At 67.1% G+C, this 19,351-nt stretch carries 19 protein-coding genes, 1 tRNA gene and 1 pseudogene; 9 read left to right on the top strand and 12 right to left on the bottom strand.

Going from position 1 to position 19,351, the window contains the following annotated elements; translation table 11 throughout:
* Positions 1-50: 50 nt before the first annotated feature.
* Positions 51-620, bottom strand: coding sequence for a TetR/AcrR family transcriptional regulator (locus tag QMG61_RS11035; RefSeq protein ID WP_283494378.1), 570 nt, complete (start codon positions 618-620; stop codon positions 51-53).
* A gap of 53 nt (positions 621-673) precedes the next feature.
* On the opposite strand from QMG61_RS11035, the gene QMG61_RS11030 reads away from it, so the two are divergent.
* Complete coding sequence (locus QMG61_RS11030) at positions 674-1,396, top strand: MBL fold metallo-hydrolase (protein WP_283494377.1); 723 nt, start codon at positions 674-676, stop codon at positions 1,394-1,396.
* Positions 1,397-1,488: 92 nt separating this feature from the next.
* Here the strand turns inward: QMG61_RS11030 and QMG61_RS11025 are convergent.
* The 5 genes from QMG61_RS11025 to QMG61_RS11005 form a co-directional block, all read right to left on the bottom strand.
* Positions 1,489-1,560: transfer RNA gene (locus QMG61_RS11025), tRNA-Arg, on the bottom strand.
* Between the two features lie 34 nt (positions 1,561-1,594).
* A complete protein-coding gene (locus QMG61_RS11020; RefSeq protein ID WP_283494376.1) occupies positions 1,595-2,455 on the bottom strand; it encodes a CHAP domain-containing protein in 861 nt (286 codons plus the stop codon).
* Between the two features lie 252 nt (positions 2,456-2,707).
* Positions 2,708-3,205, bottom strand: a complete 498-nt coding sequence (locus tag QMG61_RS11015) for an HNH endonuclease (RefSeq protein ID WP_283494375.1) — start codon at positions 3,203-3,205, stop codon at positions 2,708-2,710.
* A 343-nt stretch (positions 3,206-3,548) separates the two neighbouring features.
* Positions 3,549-4,217, bottom strand: coding sequence for a C40 family peptidase (locus QMG61_RS11010; protein ID WP_283494374.1), 669 nt, complete (start codon positions 4,215-4,217; stop codon positions 3,549-3,551).
* A 415-nt stretch (positions 4,218-4,632) separates the two neighbouring features.
* On the bottom strand, positions 4,633-5,340 hold the full coding sequence (locus tag QMG61_RS11005; RefSeq protein ID WP_283494373.1) for an iron-dependent transcriptional repressor DtxR: 708 nt from the start codon (positions 5,338-5,340) through the stop codon (positions 4,633-4,635).
* Positions 5,341-5,414: 74 nt separating this feature from the next.
* On the opposite strand from QMG61_RS11005, the gene serC reads away from it, so the two are divergent.
* Both serC and QMG61_RS17440 read left to right on the top strand, forming a co-directional pair.
* Positions 5,415-6,533, top strand: coding sequence for a phosphoserine transaminase (gene serC / locus QMG61_RS11000; protein ID WP_283494372.1), 1,119 nt, complete (start codon positions 5,415-5,417; stop codon positions 6,531-6,533).
* 8 nt (positions 6,534-6,541) lie between these two features.
* Positions 6,542-6,709 (top strand): annotated as a pseudogene (locus QMG61_RS17440) (DUF2530 domain-containing protein); the annotation flags it as partial.
* Here QMG61_RS17440 and QMG61_RS17435 read toward each other — a convergent pair.
* Together QMG61_RS17435 and QMG61_RS10985 are read right to left on the bottom strand one after the other, a co-directional pair.
* The gene (locus tag QMG61_RS17435) at positions 6,641-7,309 is read right to left on the bottom strand and encodes a DUF3027 domain-containing protein (protein ID WP_349358332.1); all 669 of its coding nucleotides are present in this window, start codon (positions 7,307-7,309) and stop codon (positions 6,641-6,643) included. The pseudogene QMG61_RS17440 and the gene QMG61_RS17435 sit on opposite strands and share 69 nt — an antisense overlap.
* Positions 7,302-7,682, bottom strand: a complete 381-nt coding sequence (locus QMG61_RS10985; protein ID WP_283494371.1) for a cold-shock protein — start codon at positions 7,680-7,682, stop codon at positions 7,302-7,304. The genes QMG61_RS17435 and QMG61_RS10985 overlap by 8 nt, the downstream gene beginning before the upstream one ends.
* A 94-nt stretch (positions 7,683-7,776) precedes the next feature.
* On the opposite strand from QMG61_RS10985, the gene QMG61_RS10980 reads away from it, so the two are divergent.
* From QMG61_RS10980 to QMG61_RS10970, 3 genes are read left to right on the top strand one after another with little or no spacing between them, the layout of a single operon-like run.
* Positions 7,777-8,052, top strand: a complete 276-nt coding sequence (locus tag QMG61_RS10980; RefSeq protein ID WP_283494370.1) for a hypothetical protein — start codon at positions 7,777-7,779, stop codon at positions 8,050-8,052.
* Between the two features lie 5 nt (positions 8,053-8,057).
* A complete protein-coding gene (locus tag QMG61_RS10975; protein WP_283494369.1) occupies positions 8,058-9,935 on the top strand; it encodes a helicase-associated domain-containing protein in 1,878 nt (625 codons plus the stop codon).
* A gap of 44 nt (positions 9,936-9,979) precedes the next feature.
* Entirely contained in the window at positions 9,980-11,635 is a 1,656-nt protein-coding gene (locus QMG61_RS10970; RefSeq protein ID WP_283494368.1) for a DNA repair helicase XPB, read from the top strand.
* A gap of 105 nt (positions 11,636-11,740) precedes the next feature.
* On the opposite strand, the gene QMG61_RS10965 is transcribed toward QMG61_RS10970, so the two are convergent.
* Genes QMG61_RS10965 through QMG61_RS10955 form a run of 3 tightly spaced genes read right to left on the bottom strand, consistent with a single transcriptional unit; the run spans position 11,741 to position 14,629 of the window.
* Complete coding sequence (locus QMG61_RS10965) at positions 11,741-12,460, bottom strand: pyrimidine reductase family protein (protein WP_283494367.1); 720 nt, start codon at positions 12,458-12,460, stop codon at positions 11,741-11,743.
* A gap of 2 nt (positions 12,461-12,462) precedes the next feature.
* Positions 12,463-13,371, bottom strand: a complete 909-nt coding sequence (folP, locus tag QMG61_RS10960; RefSeq protein ID WP_283494366.1) for a dihydropteroate synthase — start codon at positions 13,369-13,371, stop codon at positions 12,463-12,465.
* Between the two features lies 1 nt (position 13,372).
* A complete protein-coding gene (locus QMG61_RS10955; RefSeq protein ID WP_283494365.1) occupies positions 13,373-14,629 on the bottom strand; it encodes an NAD(P)/FAD-dependent oxidoreductase in 1,257 nt (418 codons plus the stop codon).
* Positions 14,630-14,738: 109 nt separating this feature from the next.
* Here QMG61_RS10955 and QMG61_RS10950 point away from each other — a divergent pair, with 109 nt between their 5' ends.
* The 3 genes from QMG61_RS10950 (at position 14,739) to QMG61_RS10940 (ending at position 17,609) form a co-directional block, all read left to right on the top strand.
* A complete protein-coding gene (locus QMG61_RS10950) occupies positions 14,739-15,431 on the top strand; it encodes a response regulator transcription factor (RefSeq protein WP_134365269.1) in 693 nt (230 codons plus the stop codon).
* 31 nt (positions 15,432-15,462) lie between these two features.
* Positions 15,463-17,196, top strand: coding sequence for a sensor histidine kinase (locus QMG61_RS10945; RefSeq protein ID WP_283494364.1), 1,734 nt, complete (start codon positions 15,463-15,465; stop codon positions 17,194-17,196).
* A 122-nt stretch (positions 17,197-17,318) separates the two neighbouring features.
* Entirely contained in the window at positions 17,319-17,609 is a 291-nt protein-coding gene (locus QMG61_RS10940) for a WXG100 family type VII secretion target (RefSeq protein WP_283494363.1), read from the top strand.
* A 65-nt stretch (positions 17,610-17,674) separates the two neighbouring features.
* Here the strand turns inward: QMG61_RS10940 and groL are convergent, their stop codons facing one another.
* A complete protein-coding gene (gene groL, locus QMG61_RS10935) occupies positions 17,675-19,294 on the bottom strand; it encodes a chaperonin GroEL (RefSeq protein WP_283494362.1) in 1,620 nt (539 codons plus the stop codon).
* Between the last annotated feature and the right edge of the window lie 57 nt (positions 19,295-19,351).

Raw genomic sequence — 19,351 nt, 5'->3', positions numbered from 1 at the left:
CCCTCGAGGTTCTCGAAGGGGCAAATTCTGCACTCTCGCGGGGACGGGTTTTATGTTGAGTTCGAAGCCGGTGAGCGGTCCGGGATGACCATGATCGACTCAACGATTCTTGTCAGGCCGAACTTCCACGCGTCCTCGACATCGCCGCCGAGTCGAAAGCTGCCGTTCAGTTCCATGCTGATGAATCCGGTGGCCCACGCGGTCAGGGTGCGGGCTGCCTCAAGGGCGTGATCGTCGCCGGCCAACTCTCTGGCCAGGGCAAGGAGAGGAGCGCTCGCGGCGGCCCCAAATTCAGTGCCGGCAACCGGGACGCCTGCCCCAGGCATCATGACCAGGTGGAACGCGGCAGGCCGCTCCTGACTGAACGCACGATAGCTGTCGGCGATGAGCGCGAAGCTCGCTGACGCATCCAGCCGGGCAGCGAGCTCGGTGAGGGTCGCCTCCGCGACCAGTTGGATCAGCCGGTCCCGACTCTGTACCCGCTTGTAGAGCGACGGCGCGCGAACCCCCACCCGATGGGCGACGGCCTGCATCGTCAGGCCCGCCAACCCGTCCTGCTCCAGCAGGTCGCGCGCAGCGGACACGATCTCGTCGACGGAGGTTTTCTCTGGCGTGGGCATATTGAGAGTATAGCTATTGACCGTAGCCATGATGGCTATCTAGAATAGCCCTCATGAAACTCAGCCCAGCTCTCCACCGCATCGGCAACGATATCGTTGCTGTCTACCTTGTCGAGACTCCTGAGGGAGTGACGATCATTGACGCGGGATTCGCCGGCCACTGGCGCGAACTGCTCTCCGAACTGACGTCGATGGGCCGCTCCATCGCCGATGTGAAGGGCGTGATCCTCACGCACGGAGATTCCGATCACATCGGATTCGCCGAGCGCATCCGGCGCGACCATGGCGTAGCGGTGTATGTGCATGCCGGTGATGCCAGCAGAGCCAGGGGCGGCCACAAGCCGGCGAATGGAAAGCAACAGATGCGGCTGGGCAGTCTTCTGGGATTCTTCGCCTATGGCCTCCGCAAAGGCGGAATGCGCACCACCTATCTGACTGAAGTTGTCGAGGTGCACGAGGGCGAAACTCTGAACCTGCCTGGTGGGCCACAGATCATTGGATTGCCGGGGCACTCCGAGGGAAGTATCGCGATCTATGTTCCGACCGTCGACGCTGTCTTCGTCGGCGATGGCCTCACGACTCGCCACGTCCTGACCGGGAAAGAGGGACCCCAGCCGGCGCCGTTCACAGACGAACCAGACCAGGCCATCGCTTCGCTTCGAGCGCTCATTCCCACTGGGGCGAAATGGGTGCTGCCCGGCCATGGCGCGCCGTGGAGCGGCGGGGTTGAGGCCGCGGTCGCCGCGGTCGAGAAGGCGGCGCAGACGGCCAGATAGCACTCAGCTCCGCTTCTTTCGGCCCTCATCTGCGCTGACGAAAAGCCGCCGATCGGTAGAGACAAAAATGTCTGAACCGAGTCTTTCTAGAGTGCCCCTGGAGGGATTCGAACCCCCAACCGTTTCCTTAGGACGGAACTGCTCTTCCGTTGAGCTACAGAGGCTGGCTTGGAAAGTTTAGCTGGTCCCGGGCGCCGGTCAGTTCGGCGGGTAGAGGAACAAAGGAACTTCGCTGGCCGCGACGGTGCGCTTGTGGTACGCGTGGCTGCCCATCCAGTTGTACTCCTCGAGCACGACCGACCCGTCGCTGCCAACCGACTGCACGTACGCGACGTGGTTGTAGTTGAACCAGGCGACCGCACCGACAACGGGCGTCTTGCTGGTCGCCCAGCCATGGCCCGCCCAGGCGTTGGCCCAGTTGCTCGCGTTTCCGCCGCTCGGGGTGAGGTTGCTCCAGGTCCACTTGAACGGGGCGCTCGTCGACCCGGCGTCACGGTTGAGCCGCCAGGCGACGAAGTCGACGCATTCGCGGTAGTAGTAGCTGAGCGGGGAGAGCCCGCCGCCCTGGGCCTCGGTGCCCCGGTCGTACCACGGGTAGTCGTCGCCCTGGGCGCGCACGCCGTACACGGCGAAGGATGCCGCCATCGCCCGGGCCGATTCGGCGGCCTTCTGGGCCGCAAGGGCGCGTTGAGCCTCGGCTTCCTTCTGGGCGAGCTCGTCCTTGGTGGTGGCGGTGAAGCCGTCCCTGGCCACGGTGACGGCCGAGGCGCCGGCCGCCACGGTCACGCCCTGGGCGCCGGCCTCTGCCAGCGAGCGGGTGGAAGCGGCACTCTGGTTGGCACCGGCATCGGGAGAGAATGCGTACGCGGGGAGACCCGCGGTGAGGAACAGTCCGGGAATCGCCAGGAGCGTGACGGCGAGCTTCAGCGGGCCGCGTCGCCTGGAGACCCGGGCGACACGCGGCTCGGGTCGCGGCGCGGGTCGCGCCGCCGCTGCGGACGGCGCGGACGGCGCAATGGCGCGTCGAGTGGCCGGTGACACGATCGCCACTTCAGCCACGGTTGAACCGGAACCAGAGCCCGTGGGAACCGCCGCAATGTCGGGGACCGAGCCGGCCTCACGCTGCGCACGAAGCTCGCGACGCGACAGTGGAACGTTCTGGTTCTCTGAAGGAGCGGACGTGCCGGGATCACCGGGATGGGGCAAAATCTGTTCCTCTGCGTGGCCTGGTTGGGGTCGAAGCTCCTCCAGCCTAGGGGAATCCGGGCGTGAAGTCACTCTCGCGCGTTACCGCATCGTTACATTTGCTGGTCAGGCGGCAGGAGCAAGAAATTCATCCCACTGCGGCAGCGGCCGCTCGGCGCCCCTGACCACCCAGGTCGTGCCCAACGGCATCCGCGGGTGGAACAGCAGGTTCCACCCCATCTCCCCCGGTGTCCGGTCACTTTTGAGGTTGTTGCAGCGCAGGCAGCAGGCCACAAGGTTGTCCCAGGTGTCCCGCCCGCCGCGTGATCGCGGCAGCACGTGGTCGATGGTGTTCGCGGTCTGGTCGCAGTAACAGCAGCGGTGATCATCGCGGCGCAGAACGCCCCGTCGACTGACCGGCACCGACCTGAGCCGCGGGATGCGCACGTACCGGGTGAGCAGGATCACGCTCGGCCGGTCCCACGATCCCGATGACGCCCAGACCGGGTGCCCCTGATCGGATTGGACGATCGTGGCCTTCTGGTTCATCACCAGGATGAGGGCCCGTTTGAAGGAGACCACGGCGAGGGGCTCGTACCCCGCGTTGAGGACCAGTGTGCGCATGCGTTCCCTTTCGAAAAGGGCTGGACGGCTTCCAGCCATTCGAACTACGTTCCGATGCGACGAAGAGGAAGCGAGCAGGCAAACAAAAAGGGCGCCGTCACAATGACAACGCCCTCGCGGACATGACGTGGCTGAGACACGCACGACCGAGACATGCTTGACTGCTGTGCCGCAACGCGAAGCGGCAGCGCACATCCATGGTGTGGATCGTGCGCCGCTCGAATCGTGGCTCTCCCGAGAATTCGCAGAACATCAGAGCATCAGGTTAACCCAGATTCCGCGACAGGCGAAACGCCGAGCCTCGAATGTGCTAGGTGTTACGCAACGTTCACATTTGTGGGGATCAGATTCCGAGTCGCACGATGTAGTACGAACTGGTCCAGATCGGCTGCACCCGCACGGAGGCACCCTCGTACGGTGCGTGCAGGATGTTGCCGTTGCCGGCATAGAACCCGTCGTGACCGTCCATGATGACCAGGTCGCCCGGCTGGGCGTCGGCGAGGGATATTCTCGTTCCGGCGGCGCCCTGACCCGTCGAGGAGTGCGGCAGGCTGATCCCGAACTGGGCGTAGACGTACATGATCAAACCGGAGCAGTCGAAGCCGGCCGGTGTCGCCCCGCCGTAGACGTAGGGAACACCCTGATACTGCGACGCAACACTGTAGACCGAGCCCAGGTCGAAGCTCGGATAGGCCGGATTCGCGAGGTAGTCGGCCACGGACGGGCCGGAGTACGACGCGGCGTAGGACGTCATCGCGGCGGCAACCTCGATGCGGCGGGCCTCGGCCGCCTTCGCGGCCGCGGCGGCGGCAAGCTCTTCCGGGGTCGTGGCGGTGAACCCGTCACGGGCGACGCTCACGGTCGCCGCCTGGGCGGCGACCTCCACGGTCTGGGCGCCGGAGCGTGTCAGCGACGTGGACTCCGTCGCACCGAATTTCGTGTCTTTCGAGTCGGGGGCGAACGCATAGGCGGGAATGGCCATGGTCGCGACGAGTCCGCCGGCCAGGGTCATGAAGACCACATTCGCCACCGCCCCGCGACGGCGGGACCGTTTCGGTGCCGCGGGAGCGGGACCAGTCCGGGCGCTGAGTGCCGTGCCGGTCCTCGCCAACGCGTCGGATGGCCCGACCGAGCCGGGAGTCGAGTTCTGTGCTCGCGACGAGCGTGTTCTACCGAATGCGGCCAAAGTATGAACCTCCGGCGCCTCGGCAACACTAGGGAGTTGCCCCGTCCACTGCGCTAATCGCGGTGTGCCGAGCCAGGAGACGGGAAACAAGGCGTCCAGGCCCGGGTCCGTCGGCCGCTTTATGGCCAGTGGACCCCACCGAGGTTACGTGAGGTTTATGCGTTTGTCACTCATTCTGCGGAATTTCTAACAAATTGGTAACGAAGCCCGCGTCGATTCGGGCCGATTTTGTGCCGAATTACTAGCCGATCACCGGGGGCGTCGTGACGAAGATGTGACTGGCGACCTCACTGGGCAATTCGAGCCCTTCGTCGTAGCCGTCGACCCGCACGAGCACATAGGAACCGGCCGCGGAGAACACCCCGGTCTTGCCGGGGAGCACGCCGGCGTTCTTCAGTTGGGCCAGGAGCTCCGGGTCGAATTGAACCGGCTCCCCCAGACGACGGATGACGGACGTCACCGGTTCGACGGAACCCGCGACAACGTCGATCAGGCTGGTCACGCCGGCCATGAACGCCACCGCAGGGGAATCGCCCAGTTCGTCAAGGCCGGGGATCGGGTTGCCGTACGGTGACTCGGTGGGGTGGCCCAGGATCTCCAGAATCTTGCGCTCAACCTGCTCGCTCATGACATGCTCCCAACGGCATGCTTCGTCGTGGACGAACTCCCATTCGAGCCCGATCACGTCGCTCAGCAGGCGCTCGGCAAGCCGGTGCTTGCGCATGACGTGCACGGCCTTGCGGCGTCCGGCGAGGGTCAATTCGAGATGGCGGTCACCGGAAACGACAACGAGGCCATCCCGTTCCATCCGCCCGACGGTCTGCGACACGGTCGGACCGGAGTGACCGAGCCGCTCCGAAATCCGCGCCCGGAGGGGAACAATGTTCTCTTCCTCGAGGTCCAGGATCGTGCGGAGATACATCTCGGTGGTGTCGATCAGATCAGTCATCCCCAGAGCCTCCCGGTCGGCCTCTATGCAAGTGACAACCCTACCGTCGCGGCACCGACAACTAGAATCGCCCTATGCAGAATCTGACTATTCCCTCTGAACTCTTACCTCTCGACGGACGATTCGGCTGCGGCCCGTCCAAAATCCGGAAGGAACAACTCGACTACCTGTTAGCCGTTGGCTCCAGCGTCCTCGGCACCTCCCACCGCCAGGCCCCCGTTAAAAACCTCGTCGGCCGGGTACGTTCCGGTCTCAGTGAGATGTTCCGCGCCCCGGACGGCTATGAGATCGTCATGGGCAACGGCGGGTCGACCGCCTTCTGGGACGCAGCAGCTTTCTCCCTTATTTCGAAGCGAAGCCAGAACCTCGTGTTCGGCGAGTTCGGCGGCAAGTTCGCCAGCGCCGCGGCGGCCCCGTTCCTTGAGGCACCCGACGTGATCAAGGCCCCGGCCGGGTCGCTCAGCGAAGCCGTCGCCACCGAAGGTGTCGACGTCTACGCCTGGCCCCAGAACGAAACCTCCACGGGCGTCATGGCCCAAGTCACCCGTGTGAACGGCGATCTGGGTGCACTCACCGTGATCGACGCCACGAGCGCGGCTGCCGGTATCGACTTCGCCGCCGACCAGGCGGATGTGTACTACTTCGCCCCGCAGAAGAACCTCGCCTCGGATGGCGGCCTGTGGCTGGCCCTCTTCTCCCCCGCCGCGATCGAGCGGGTCGAGCGCATCGCGGCCAGCGGACGCTACATCCCCGAGTTCCTGAGCCTGAAGAACGCGATCGACAACTCCCGTCTCAACCAGACGCTGAACACCCCGGCCGTGACCACCCTGCTCCTGATCGAAAACCAGCTTGACTGGATCAATGGGAACGGCGGCCTCGCCTGGGCCTCCGCCCGCACCCAGGAATCGTCCTCGGTGCTCTACGACTGGGCCGAGAGCGTCGACTACGCCACGCCGTTCGTGACCAACCCCGACCACCGTTCTCAGGTCGTGGCCACGATCGACTTCGACGACCGGATCGACGCCGCAGCCGTCGCGAAGACGCTGCGGGCCAACGGCATCTCCGACACCGAGCCGTATCGTAAGCTCGGCCGCAACCAGTTGCGGGTGGCCACGTTCACGGCAATCGAACCGCACGACGTGCGCCAGCTCGTCAAGTCGATCGAATACGTCGTCGCGAACCTGGGCAGCTAGGCGGCACGATGCGCCTCTGGTTGAAAGACAGCGAACGCCGGCCTGACCCCCTGCCGGCCCGAACGGATGCCCGGATGGCCATTCTTGCGGGATCGGCCGGCTGGGTCCTAGCCCTCGTGTTCGCTGTCTTCTTCCGGGGTGACCTTGCGGCGGCGGGACTTGGCTGGTGGCCGGCGTGTGCCGCCGCCGGTCTCGGCCTGGGGCTCGTCGGTCTCGGCTGGGTCCAGTTCCGGCGCCGATAGCGCCTCACCGAAGTCGATCCCGTCGAGCACGTCTTCGCCGCGGTCGTCGTCGAAATCATCAACGTCGAGGGCGTGCGGTTCGTCGTCCGGGCCGTCGTCCTCGTCGTCGTCGTCGTCGTTTCCGTCGTCATCGTCGTCGTCGCGATCTTCGTCGTGATCGTCGTCGTCCGATTCGTCATCCGTGTCGAGCGAGTCCTCTGCCGCGACCGCGGCGGCGAGTTCCTGCGCCGTGCGATAGTCGGCGAGTCGGTCCGACCAGGGGATCCAGTCCGGCGCCACCAGCGCGTCATCGCCGGGAGTGAGCTCGGTCTCGAGAACGGCCGCCGGTGAATCGGCGTCGATCCGGGACAGGCTCACGGTCCAGCGCCAGCCCGGGTACCCCGGCATGGTGCAGTCGAACAGCAGCGACATCACGTGCTCGCCCTCGACGATGTTGCCGATCAGATCGCCGATCGTGTCTGCCGGGGTGATGTCGAGCAGCGCCTCGCGGGCCAGGTCGGCCGCGGCGAGCAATACGGGATCCGCCTCAGGCATCGAGTTCCTCGGCGACCTTGCGCAGCATCGCGGCGATCTTGTGGCTGTGGGCGCTGTCGGGGTAGCGACCCCGGCGCAGGCTCGCGCCGATGCCGTCAAGCACCTTCACGAGGTCCTCGATGATGATCGCCATGTCGTCGGCCGGTTTGCGGCTGAGCTTGACCAGGCTCGGCGGCGCCTCGAGGATACGAACGGACAGCGCCTGGGCGCCGCGCTTTCCATCGGCGATGCCGAACTCGAGTTTCGTCCCCGCCTTGACCGTCACTCCGGCGGGCAGCGCAGAAGCGTGGAGGAAGACCTCTTGGCCGTCATCAGAATTGATGAAACCAAAACCCTTCTCCTCGTCGTAGAACTTGACCTTGCCGGTGGGCATCTGGACCTCGCTGCATTCCGGGCGCGCTGAATGCGCGCCGACCGAACCCCAGCCTATTCGGTCGGACCGAGAGATGCCCCGTATCCTTGGGAGTGTGACCAATCAAACTCCACATGCCGCCAGCCGGCTCGAACGCATCCTTGCTTACATGGTTGCGGGTGTGGTGGGTCTATCGATCCTCGCCTTTCTCGCCGTGATCATCGGCACCGCCGTCGGGGCCGGGGCCGACAACGGATTCGGTCAGGGCGTGTGGCCGATCGTGCTGGCCCTGCCGCTTTTCGGTCTGCCGCTCGGTTTCCTCCTGATCATCGCCCTCATGGTGATGACCGCTATTCGCCGCGCACGCGAGGCACGACAGAACAGGGAGTAGCCGCCATGCTCACGCTCGCCTCACGCCTCCGGGCACTCGACGACGCAGCGTTGCGTCGCACCCTTGAGATTCGCTCCGTCTCCGCCACCGGCATCCGGGATTTCTTCGATCTCGCCGAGACCCTCCTCGAAGCCGATGCGGTTCAGCGAGCCCTTTCCCAGCTCGATCGGGCCACCGTGGCCGTCCTGGCCGTGGCCGCCGAACTCTCGGTCCCGGTCGACCCGGATTCCGCGCCACCGGCCCCCACGCTCGCCGAGCTGGCCGGTCGGCTCTCCGAACTGGGCGGATCCGCCATTCCCGAAGCGGATGTCGCGGCGCGTGCGGCCGAACTTGATTCCCTGATGCTCGCCCGGCTCACCGAGGGACGGTTCCGACCCTACGATGCGGTTGCCGCCCAGCTGCTCACCTGGCCAGCTCTCGGCCTGCCGACCGCGACCGAGCTGGCCTCGACTCCGGCTCCCTCCGCACTGGCCGGCGTTTCACCGACCGAATCCCGCTTCACCGACCGGTTGGCCGCGGAACGTGCATTCTCCGCCGTGTCCTCGATCGCCGAGCTGGTCACCGAGCTCGCCCGCGAACCGGCGCGGGAACTCAGCCGCGGCGGCCTCGGGCTGCCCGACACGAAACGGCTCTCCGCCGTCATGGGCGTCGAGCTGGAGGCCGTGGCCTCGTTCGTCGCCACGGCGGCCCGGGCCGACCTGATCGCCCACTCCGAGGGCTACTGGAACGAAACGGAGGCCGGTGAGGCCTGGCTGCTCGAGGGCACGGCACGCCGCTGGGCCACGATCGCCGCGTCCTGGCATGCCGCTCTCCCGCCGGACGTTCGCGGCATCCTGGCCCGGCGTCCCGGCGTCTCCTGGGGCGAGGGCCTGCGGTCCTTCGTCGCCTGGCTCTACCCGGCCGGCGGCACCTGGATGGACGACCGCGTCACCGAGCTCGCCGACGACGCCGAACTCATCGGGGTCACCGCTCACCAGACCACCAGTCCCGCAGGAGCGGCGGTGCTCGCCGGAGACCTCGAGGCCGCGATTGAGACGATGATGGCCTCCCTGCCCGCCGAGGTCGGGGCCGTCTACCTGCAGAACGACCTGTCCATCGTTTCTCCCGGCCCGCTCGCCCCCTCGATCGACGCCCGCCTCCGTGGGCTCGCCGACGTCGAGAGCCGCGAACTTGCCCTGAGCTACCGCATCTCGGCGACCTCCGTGAACCGGGCCCTCGCCGCGGGGGAGACCGCGGATTCGCTGCTCGACTTCCTCCGCGCGGTCTCCCTGACCGGGATCCCGCAGCCGGTGGACTATCTGATCCGCGAGTCGGCCGCCAAGTACGGCCGGGTTCGCGTCGGCGCGACCGACCCGGCGCAGTCACCGGCCCAGAGCTACGTGCGATCCGAGGACCCCGGCCTGCTCGGCACGATCGCGGTCGACCAGACGCTCGCACCACTCGGCCTGCTTCGGGTCGATGAGAACCGACTGACCAGCCGGTTCGGAAGCGACGTCGTGTTCTGGGCGCTCACCGACGCACGCTACCCGGCCGCGGCCGAGAACGCGGCGAACGAGATCGTGCACCTGCGCCGCCACCATCGCACCAAGGTGGTTCCGGTGGCCACGGTCGACCCGTTGATTGCCCTGGTCGAGAAGCTGCGTGCCAGCGACGGCGGCGAAGGCCAGGCCGCGGATGCCTGGCTCGCCAGGCAGCTCGACTCGGCGATCAAAGCCAAGCAGACCGTGGTCGTGAGCATTGCCATGCCGGGCGGCGTCGTCGTCGATTACCTCCTGGAACCGGCCAGCGTGGGCGGCGGACGATTCCGCGCCAGGGACCGCCGGGCCGACATCGAACGCACCCTCCCCCTGTCCAGCATCATCAGCATCACGCCGGCACCCTAAGCTGGTGCCCGTCGTGCCAGCACACGCGGGTAGGATTGATGGTTATGTCTGATGGCCCACTGATCGTCCAAAGCGACCGCACCGTGTTGCTCGAAGTCGCGCACCCCCTCGCCGAGGATGCGCGTCACGACCTGGCCGTGTTCGCCGAGCTGGAGCGCGCCCCCGAACACATCCACACCTACCGGATCACGCGGCTGGGCCTCTGGAATGCGCGCGCCGCCGGGCACGACGCCTCCGACATGCTCGCCACCCTCGAGAAATACTCGAAGTTCGCTATCCCGCAGACCGTCAGCGTCGACATCACGGAGACGGTCGGGCGCTATGGGCGCCTCGTCATCGAGCGGGATGCCGAGGGGCAGCTGATCCTGCAGAGCAACGACCAGGCGGTGCTCACCGAGGTCGCCGGCGCCAAGCGCATCGCGCCGCTCTTGATCGGGCACCCCTCTCCCGATTCCTTCCTGATCGAGCCCTGGGCCCGCGGGCAGCTCAAGCAGGAGCTGGTCAAGCTGGGCTGGCCGGCCGAGGACCTCGCCGGCTACACGCCGGGAACGCCGCATCCGATCTCCCTGCTGGAAGACGGCTGGGCGCTCCGGGACTACCAGAACAAGGCCGTCGCCAGCTTCTTCGACGGCGGTTCCGGCGTGGTCGTGCTCCCCTGCGGCGCGGGCAAGACGCTCGTCGGGGCCGGGGCCATGGCCACCGCCAAGACGAACACGCTGATCCTGGTCACCAACACCGTCTCGGCCCGCCAGTGGCGCGACGAGCTCCTCAAGCGCACGACCCTCACCGCGGACGAGATCGGCGAGTACTCCGGCCAGGTCAAAGAGGTCAAGCCGGTCACGATCGCGACGTACCAGATCCTCACCGCCAAGCGGAAGGGCGAGTACGCCCACCTCGAGCTCCTCGACGCGATGGACTGGGGCCTGGTGATCTACGACGAGGTGCACCTGCTGCCCGCGCCCGTGTTCAAGCTCACCGCGGAACTGCAGGCGCGCCGTCGGCTGGGCCTGACCGCGACGCTCGTGCGCGAGGACGGCCGCGAGGGCGACGTGTTCAGCCTGATCGGCCCCAAGCGGTTCGATGCCCCCTGGAAGGAGATCGAGGCCCAGGGCTTCATCTCGCCGGCGTCCTGCTACGAGGTGCGGATCGACCTGCCGCAGTCGGAGCGGCTCAGCTATGCCGCCGCGGCGGACGATGAGCGCTACCGGATGGCGGCGACGGCCCCGGCGAAGCTGGACGTGGTCAAGCGGCTGGTCGCGAAGCACCCGGGCGAGCGCATCCTCGTGATCGGCCAGTACCTCGACCAGATCGACGAACTCGCCGACGCGCTTCACGCCCCGAAACTCACCGGGGCAACGCCCGTCGACGAACGCGAACGCCTGTACCAGGCCTTCCGGGTGGGCGAGGAGAACCTGCTGGTCGTGTCCAAGGTCGCGAATTTCTCGGTCGACCTTCCCGAGGCCACGGTCGCCATCCAGGTGTCCGGCTCGTTCGGCTCACGCCAGGAAGAGGCCCAGCGCCTGGGCCGCCTGCTGCGGCCGAAGGAATCCGGTCTGTCGGCCAACTTCTACACCCTCGTCGCCCGCGACACCGTCGACCAGGACTTCGCCCAGAACCGGCAACGTTTCCTCGCCGAACAGGGGTACAGCTACACCATCCTCGACTCCCAGAACCTGGACTCCTCGGCCCTGGTCGCCTGACCTCCTCCGTCCCGGCCGCCCTCAACTTCGCCGAACTGTGACTTCGGCACGGTTTTGGCGCCGTTTTCGGTACCGAACTCACAGTTCGGCGGGTCAGGGCGGCGGTTAGGAGGGGGGCGGGGTGCGGCGGGCGTAGCGCAGGAAGAGCATGTCACCTGCGGTGAGCACGTGCAGCAGGGACATCTCCCGCACGGCGTCCGAGTGCCCGCGGGCGATCCTCCCCGCGCCGCCGCCCTCGAGCATCGGACTGATCGACAGGCAGAGCTCGTCGACGCAGTCCGCCGCGATGAGGTCGCCGAACAGCTGCGGCCCGCCCTCGCAGAGAATCTGGCCGAGCCCGCGGTCGGCGAGGTCCCTCACCATCACCGCGGGGTCGACGGCCCGCTCCCCGCAGACCAGCACATCGGCCACCTCCGCGAGTTCCGCCCGGCGTTCCGGCGGTGATCCGGCGTGCGTGATTACGATCGGGCGCACCACGGCATCACCGAAAAACGGATGCCTCGGGTCGAGCTCGAGCCGCGAGGACACGACAGCCACCGGCACCTGGGCCGGCAGCCGGTTCCCCAGCCGCCACGCGGCATCCTCCCGGCTGAGACGGATGCCGCCGTAGCCCTCGGCACGGACGGTGCCCGCGCCCACCACAATGACGTCGGCGAGCATCCGCAGGGTGTCGAAGACCAGCTGGTCGTCCTCGTTGCCCAGCCCGCCGCTCCGCCCGTCGATCGTGGCGGCCCCGTCGAGGCTGGTGATGAAGTTCACCCGCACGCGCGGCACGGTGCGGTCGGTAACGAGGTAGCGACGGATGAGTTCGGCCTGGTCGAGCATCGTCAGGCCTGGTTGTGGCGCAGGTAGGCGGGCTGGCGAAACCCCAGGATGGCCTCGGTCATCCGGACGGCATCGACGGCGTCCGTGACGTTGTGCATGCGCACGATCCGGGCCCCGTTCAGGATGCTGACCACCGCCGCGGCGAGCGACCCCGCGACCCGGGCGTCGCGCTCGCGGTCGAGCGTCTCCCCGATGAAGTCCTTATTGGAGACTGCGACCAGGGTCGGGTAGCCGAGGGCGGTGATCTCGCCCAGCCGTCGGATGAGTTCGAGCGAGTGGGACGTGTTCTTATTGAGGTCGTGGCCCGGATCCACGATGATCCGGTCCGCGGGCACCCCGTGTGCCAGGGCGAGGGCGACCCGTTCGCGGAGGAACGCGGAGACCTCGCCCACGACATCGACGTAGCTCGGCGCCGGATAAGGCGTCCGCGGCGGGGCCAGGCTATGGGTGATCACGAGGGTCGCGTCGCTGCCGGCGATGACGTCGGCCATCGCCGGGTCGTTGATCCCGGTGGTGTCGTTGATCACATGGGCGCCCGCCGCGATGCTCGCGGCGGCGACGCTCGGGTGGAAGGTGTCGACGGAGATGACGACTCCGGCCCCACGCAGCGCCTCAACCACGGGGACCACCCGGTCCATCTCCTCGCCGATCGGGATCGGGGGGCCGGGCGCGAACTTGGCTCCGCCGATATCGACCCAGTCCGCCCCGTCGTCGATCGCCTGTCGGGCGGCGGCGACCGCGGCCTCCAGGCCGAAGGTCGCTCCCCGGTCGTAGAACGAGTCCGGAGTGCGGTTGATGATGGCCATCACGGCCACCTCACGGGAGAAATCGAACACCCGGCCGCCGATCGTGCGGCGGGGCACGATCAGGTCGGGCAGCGCGCTGAACGAGCGGACGGGCACGGTATCCATGTCAATTTCCCTTGTCAGCGGCGGCAGCGGCCAGTAAGCCGTCGAGTGCAATGCTCTCATTCCCCAGCAGGTGCGGGTCGAATCGGAGCCCGGAACGGATGATCGCCTGCACCGTCTTGTTCACGTCGCCGACATTCACGTTCATGCCGGCGACGACCCGGCCGTCCAGCAGCCAGAACGCGACGAACCTCCGCCGGGCACGGTCGCCGCGGAAGACGACGTCGGCCTTCCGGGCCAGGTCCCCGTAGCCCGAGTACTCCATCGCCAGGTCGAACTGGTCGGTGGAGAAATACGGAATGGAGTCGTAGCTGACCGCCTGGTCGAGCATGGAACGCCCCACCGCCGCCCCCGTCAGCTCCGCGTTGACCGAGTGTTCGATTCGGAGGTGCCGGCCGAGGACCGGGTGGAAGACGCTGGCGACATCCCCCACCGCGTAGACGTCCGGGTCGGTGCTGCGGAAGGCGGCATCCACCACGATGCCGTCGTCGACGTGCAGGCCGGCGTCACAGGCCAGACCGTCATTCGGCACGACACCGATGCCGACCACGACGACATCCACCGGAAGCACCTCCCCGTCCGCGAGAAGCACCCCGGTCACCCGGCCCTGGCATCCCGTCAGCTCGGCCACGGCAACGCCGAGCCGGAGATCCACCCCATTTTCGCGGTGCAGGCCGGCGAAAACGGCTCCGACGGCCTCACCGACGACCCCGGGCAGCGGCATCCGGCCACGGCCGAGCACCGTCACGGCGTTCCCGTAGCGGCGGGCGACTGCTGCGACCTCGAGGCCGATCCACCCGGCCCCGAGGACAACGACCCGGCGCCCGCCGCCCGCCAGCTCGGCCCGGAGCGACTCCGCTTGCGTCACCGTGCGCAGGTGGTGCACACCGGCCAGTTCGGAACCCGGTCCGGTGAACCGGCGCGGGGAGGCGCCCGTGGCCAGGAGCAGCTTGTCGTAGTGCAGCGTGCGACCGTCGGCCATGGCCAGCCGGTGGGTGTCGAGGGCGAGCTTCGTGACCGGCGAGCCCCGGAGCACGCCGATTCGGTGGTCGGCGTACCACCCGCGCACGTGCACGTCGACCGCGGCCCGGCCCACGATCCCGGCCAGGAAGGTCTTGGTGAGGGGCGGCCGGAAATACGGATAGTGGTTCTCGGCGGCGACGATGATGATCCGCCCGCCGAATCCCTCGGCGCGCAGAGACTCCGCCGCACGTGCGCCGGCGAGGCCCCCACCGGCGATCACGAAGGTCCGCACGCTCACGACAGGCTCCCCACGACGGAATTCCTTGGATTCTGAACCCAATCTACTCAGGAACCGGAATGCGCGTAGCTCCCAGCAAACAACCAGCTGACGCGCAGATACTGAGGGCATGACCGATGGCCCCCGCATTCTCATTGTCGACGACGAGCCCAATATTCGGGATCTCCTCACCACCAGCCTCCGCTTTGCCGGCTTCGCCGTGCGCGCCGTCGGAAATGGTGCGCAGGCGATCTCCGCAGTCCTCGAGGAGGAACCGGACCTCATCATCCTCGACGTCATGCTGCCGGACATGAACGGATTCGGTGTGACCAAACGCCTCCGCTCCGCCGGGTACACGGCTCCCATCCTCTTCCTCACCGCCAAAGACGACACGGAAGACAAGATCACCGGCCTCACCGTGGGCGGCGACGACTATGTCACCAAGCCGTTCAGCCTCGACGAGATCGTGGCCCGGATCAAGGCCATCCTCCGCCGCACCATGCACGCGGACGAGGACGCGGTCATTCGCGCCGGCGAACTCACCATGGACCAGGACACCCACGAGGTGCTCGTCGGCGACGAGCCGATCGAGCTCAGCCCGACCGAATTCAAGCTGCTGCGCTACCTGATGCTGAATCCGAACCGGGTGCTGTCGAAGGCCCAGATCCTCGACCATGTCTGGGAGTATGACTTCAACGGCGATGCCGGGATCGTCGAGTCCTATATTTCCTATCTGCGTCGCAAGGTCGATGCGCACTCGACCGAGCCGCTGATCCAGACCAAGCGTGGCTTCGGATACATGCTCAAGGCGGCCAAGGCATAGTCCCAGACTCCGCCCATACACTGAGGGCCTGATGCATCAGTCACTAATGGAGCGGTGGAGCCGCATCTCCCTCCGATCCAAGATCACCAGCGTGACCGTGCTCATGCTCACCCTCGGCCTCCTCGTTTCCGGGGTCGGCACGATGGCGATGTTGCGCCAGTACGTGATTCAGCAGGTCGACGCGCAACTGCAGGCGGATGCCCAAACCGCCTCGAACGGCTACTCAGCGAGCGCGCTGGGCCAGGGCAACCCCGCAGTGGTCTCCTCCGACTATTACGTCGCCCTCTACGACCAGCACGGCAACCTCAAGGACCACACCTGGAAGGACCGCCCGGCCGCGGAACTCCCCGTCATCTCGACCTCGCTCGACCTGCAGTCCGTCATCGAACTCGACGGCCGGACCATCACCTTCAAGGACTCGGCGCGGGACACCGAGTTCCTGGCCGTCGCGATCCCCCTGGTGATCACCACGCAAGGGACCCTCGGCACGCTGGTGATGGCGGTCTCGCTCCGGCAGACCGAGAACACCATGGCGACCTACCTCACCATCTTCCTGGGCTTCGGCCTCGGCGTCGTGCTCGTCGGCGCCCTGCTCACCCGCCTGCTGGTGACATCGACGTTCGCACCCCTGCGCGAGGTGGAGCGCACCGCGGCGGCGATCGCCGACGGCGACTTCAGCCAGCGTCTCGGCGGAGCAACGCCCAACACCGAGGTCGGACGCCTCAATCGATCCCTGAACACCATGCTCAGCCGCATCGACCGCCTGTTCAAGGACCGCGCCCGCACCATCGACCAGATGCGCCGATTCGTCGGCGACGCCAGCCACGAGCTGCGCACTCCCCTCGTCTCCGTGCGCGGCTACGCCGAGCTCTACCGGATGGGCGCGCTCCAGACGCCCGAAGAGGTTGCCCAGGCCATGGAACGCATCGAGAAGGAGGCCATCCGGATGGGCGGCCTCGTCGAAGACCTCCTCGAGCTGGCCCGCCTCGATGAGACGAAGCCTCTCGCGCTCACCCCGGTCGACCTGATGCCACTGGCCCGCGATGCGGCCCTCGACGCCATGGCATCCTCCCCCGGTCGCAGCATCACCGTGGTCACCCCCACTCCGACGGAGTCAGCCGACCTCGGTGACCTTCCGCAGATCGACCTGGGCCACTCCACGGGGGAGGTGCCGGCCTTGAGCTCCGCACCCTCGGTCGCCGAGCCGGCGCCCAGCGCGGAGGAGGCCGTCCACAACGCGAGCGTCTCCTTCGCCGGCGCCACCCTCGCCCGGCTGCGCACGCGCAAGCCGCGCAAGGCGGATGCGATCGCCCCGGTCCCGGAAGCGGTGGCGGGAGCGGCAACCCCGCCCGTCCAGGTGCAGGCGGTGATCATGGCCGAGGAGAACAAGATCCGGCAGGTGATCACGAACCTGATGGGCAACGCCCTGCGCTTCAGCGCGGCGGACAGCCCGGTCGAACTTGAGGTTTCGGTTGACCGCGGACACCAGGTGGCCTCGGTGGCCGTCGTCGACCATGGCGAGGGCATCCCGCCCCAGATCCGGGACAAGATCTTCCAGCGATTCTGGCGGGCAGACACCTCCCGGGCGCGGGAGACCGGCGGAAGCGGCCTGGGCCTCGCCATCGTCGCGTCCATCGTCGCCAGCCACAACGGCACGGTGCAGGTACTCGACACCCCGGGAGGCGGCGCCACGTTCCGGGTCTGTTTCCCGCTCGCGGGATCGCCGAACGCGCCGCAGCGGCTCCACGTGCCCTCCGGCTCATAGGGCACGGTTCCCCTCCTCCACCGCAACGGCCGGGCATGGCCTGTACACGCCATTGGCGGGGCACTGCGGCGATTGCGGAGTAGCTCCTAGCCTGTTCGGCATCACCCTGCCGAAAGGACCCCATGACCCGCTACCAGGTAGACAGTGAGGCAGTGCTGAGCACGACCGTGACGGCACGCGCGACCATGGGCCGCATCCAGGCCGAGGTCGCGACGCTGGTCGGCCAGCTGGCGGCGCTGGAAGGAACGTGGTCAGGCCAGGCCGCCACGGCCTTCCAGGCTGCCGTGGCCGACTGGCGCGCTACGCAGAATCAGGTCGCCCAGAGCGCGGAAGCGCTCGGGCAGGCGCTGAGCCAGGCCGGCCGGCAGTACGCGGAGATCGAGCAGGCGAACGCCCGGCTCTTCTCCCGGTGAGACGCCGGGCAGACGAAAGCAGGGCGCCTTCCGAAGGAGACGCCCTGCCGTGAATCGGTTCGGACTTAGAAGTCCATGCCACCCGACGGGTCGCCGACCGGCGCGGAGTTCTTCTCCGGCTTGTCAGCGACGACGGCCTCGGTGGTGAGGAACAGTCCGGCGATCGACGATGCGTTCAGCAGCGCGGAACGCGTGACCTTTACCGGGTCATTGATTCCGGCGGCGAGCATGTCGACGTACTCACCGGTCGCGGCGTTGAGGCCCCAACCGATCGGCAGGTTGCGCACCTTGTCGGCGACAACGCCCGGCTCCATGCCGGCGTTGAGCGCGATCTGCTTGAGCGGAGCGTCGATGGCCACGCGCACGATGTTCGCGCCCGTTGCCTCGTCGCCGGTCAGGGTCAGCTTCTCGAAGGCGGTCTTGCCGGCCTGGATCAGCGCAACGCCACCTCCGGCGACGATGCCCTCTTCGACGGCAGCCTTCGCGTTACGGACGGCGTCCTCGATGCGGTGCTTGCGCTCCTTGAGCTCAACCTCCGTCGCGGCGCCGGCCTTGATGACGGCAACTCCGCCGGCGAGCTTGGCGAGACGCTCCTGAAGCTTCTCACGGTCGTAGTCGCTGTCGGTGTTCTCGATCTCGCTGCGGATCTGCTGCACGCGTCCGGCGATGGCCTCGGGGTCTCCGGCGCCTTCGACGATGGTGGTCTCGTCCTTGGTGATGACGATCTTGCGCGCGTTGCCGAGCAGGTCGAGGGTGACGTTCTCAAGCTTGAGTCCGACCTCCTCAGAGATGACCTGACCACCGGTGAGGATGGCGATGTCCTGAAGCTGGGCCTTGCGACGGTCACCGAAGCCCGGAGCCTTGACGGCAACCGACTTGAAGATTCCGCGGATCTTGTTCACAACGAGCGTGGCCAGGGCCTCGCCGTCGACGTCTTCGGCAATGATGAGGAGCTGCTTGCCGGTCTGGATGACCTTGTCCACGATGGGGAGCAGGTCCTTGATGTTCGAGACCTTGGAGTTGACGATCAGGATGTAGGGGTCTTCGAAGACCGCTTCCTGACGGTCGGGGTCGGTCACGAAGTACGCGGACAGGAAGCCCTTGTCGAAGCGCATGCCTTCGGTGAGCTCGAGCTCGGTGCCCAGGGTGTTCGACTCCTCGACGGTGACGACACCCTCCTTGCCGACCTTGTCGATGGCCTCGGCGATGATCGCGCCGATTTCGGCGTCGCCGGCGGAGATCGATGCGGTGGCCGCGATCTCTTCCTTGGTCTCGACCTCTTTGGCGTTGGCGATGAGCTCGGCGATGACGGCTGCCGTCGCCTTCTCGATGCCGCGCTTGAGGCTGATCGGGTCTGCGCCGGCCGCGACGTTACGCAGTCCTTCGCGGACGAGGGCCTGGGCCAGGACCGTGGCGGTGGTGGTACCGTCGCCGGCGACGTCGTCGGTCTTCTTGGCGACCTCCTTGACGAGCTCGGCACCGATCTTCTCGTACGGGTCGTCGAGTTCGATTTCCTTGGCGATGGAGACGCCGTCGTTGGTGATCGTGGGGGCGCCCCACTTCTTCTCCAGCACGACGTTGCGTCCGCGCGGGCCGAGGGTGACCTTGACCGTGTCAGCGAGGATGTTCAGGCCACGCTCAAGGCCGCGACGGGCCTCTTCGTTGAAAGCGATGATCTTTGCCATATGTGTTTCTCGTCCCTCCCGGACGTTACCAAAACGATGATGGGTTGGCACTCAAAC

Origin of the sequence: Cryobacterium sp. PH31-AA6 (genome assembly GCF_030063195.1) — a bacterium.
Classification (GTDB): Bacteria; Actinomycetota; Actinomycetes; order Actinomycetales; family Microbacteriaceae; genus Cryobacterium.
Note: the sequence above shows the minus strand (reverse complement) of the source record. Positions and strands in the feature narration are given on the sequence as shown.

Excerpts from the sequence above, each read along its gene's own strand:
- QMG61_RS11035 (WP_283494378.1), bottom strand. The coding sequence starts at position 620 with ATGCCCACGCCAGAGAAAACCTCCGTCGACGAGATCGTGTCCGCTGCG.
- QMG61_RS11030 (WP_283494377.1), top strand. The coding sequence starts at position 674 with ATGAAACTCAGCCCAGCTCTCCACCGCATCGGCAACGATATCGTTGCT.
- QMG61_RS11015 (WP_283494375.1), bottom strand. The coding sequence starts at position 3,205 with ATGCGCACACTGGTCCTCAACGCGGGGTACGAGCCCCTCGCCGTGGTC.
- QMG61_RS11010 (WP_283494374.1), bottom strand. The coding sequence starts at position 4,217 with ATGACCCTGGCCGGCGGACTCGTCGCGACCATGGCCATTCCCGCCTAT.
- QMG61_RS11005 (WP_283494373.1), bottom strand. The coding sequence starts at position 5,340 with ATGACTGATCTGATCGACACCACCGAGATGTATCTCCGCACGATCCTG.
- serC (WP_283494372.1), top strand. The coding sequence starts at position 5,415 with ATGCAGAATCTGACTATTCCCTCTGAACTCTTACCTCTCGACGGACGA.
- QMG61_RS17435 (WP_349358332.1), bottom strand. The coding sequence starts at position 7,309 with ATGCCTGAGGCGGATCCCGTATTGCTCGCCGCGGCCGACCTGGCCCGC.
- QMG61_RS10985 (WP_283494371.1), bottom strand. The coding sequence starts at position 7,682 with ATGCCCACCGGCAAGGTCAAGTTCTACGACGAGGAGAAGGGTTTTGGT.
- QMG61_RS10975 (WP_283494369.1), top strand. The coding sequence starts at position 8,058 with ATGCTCACGCTCGCCTCACGCCTCCGGGCACTCGACGACGCAGCGTTG.
- QMG61_RS10970 (WP_283494368.1), top strand. The coding sequence starts at position 9,980 with ATGTCTGATGGCCCACTGATCGTCCAAAGCGACCGCACCGTGTTGCTC.
- QMG61_RS10965 (WP_283494367.1), bottom strand. The coding sequence starts at position 12,460 with ATGCTCGACCAGGCCGAACTCATCCGTCGCTACCTCGTTACCGACCGC.
- folP (WP_283494366.1), bottom strand. The coding sequence starts at position 13,371 with ATGGATACCGTGCCCGTCCGCTCGTTCAGCGCGCTGCCCGACCTGATC.
- QMG61_RS10950 (WP_134365269.1), top strand. The coding sequence starts at position 14,739 with ATGACCGATGGCCCCCGCATTCTCATTGTCGACGACGAGCCCAATATT.
- QMG61_RS10945 (WP_283494364.1), top strand. The coding sequence starts at position 15,463 with ATGCATCAGTCACTAATGGAGCGGTGGAGCCGCATCTCCCTCCGATCC.
- QMG61_RS10940 (WP_283494363.1), top strand. The coding sequence starts at position 17,319 with ATGACCCGCTACCAGGTAGACAGTGAGGCAGTGCTGAGCACGACCGTG.
- groL (WP_283494362.1), bottom strand. The coding sequence starts at position 19,294 with ATGGCAAAGATCATCGCTTTCAACGAAGAGGCCCGTCGCGGCCTTGAG.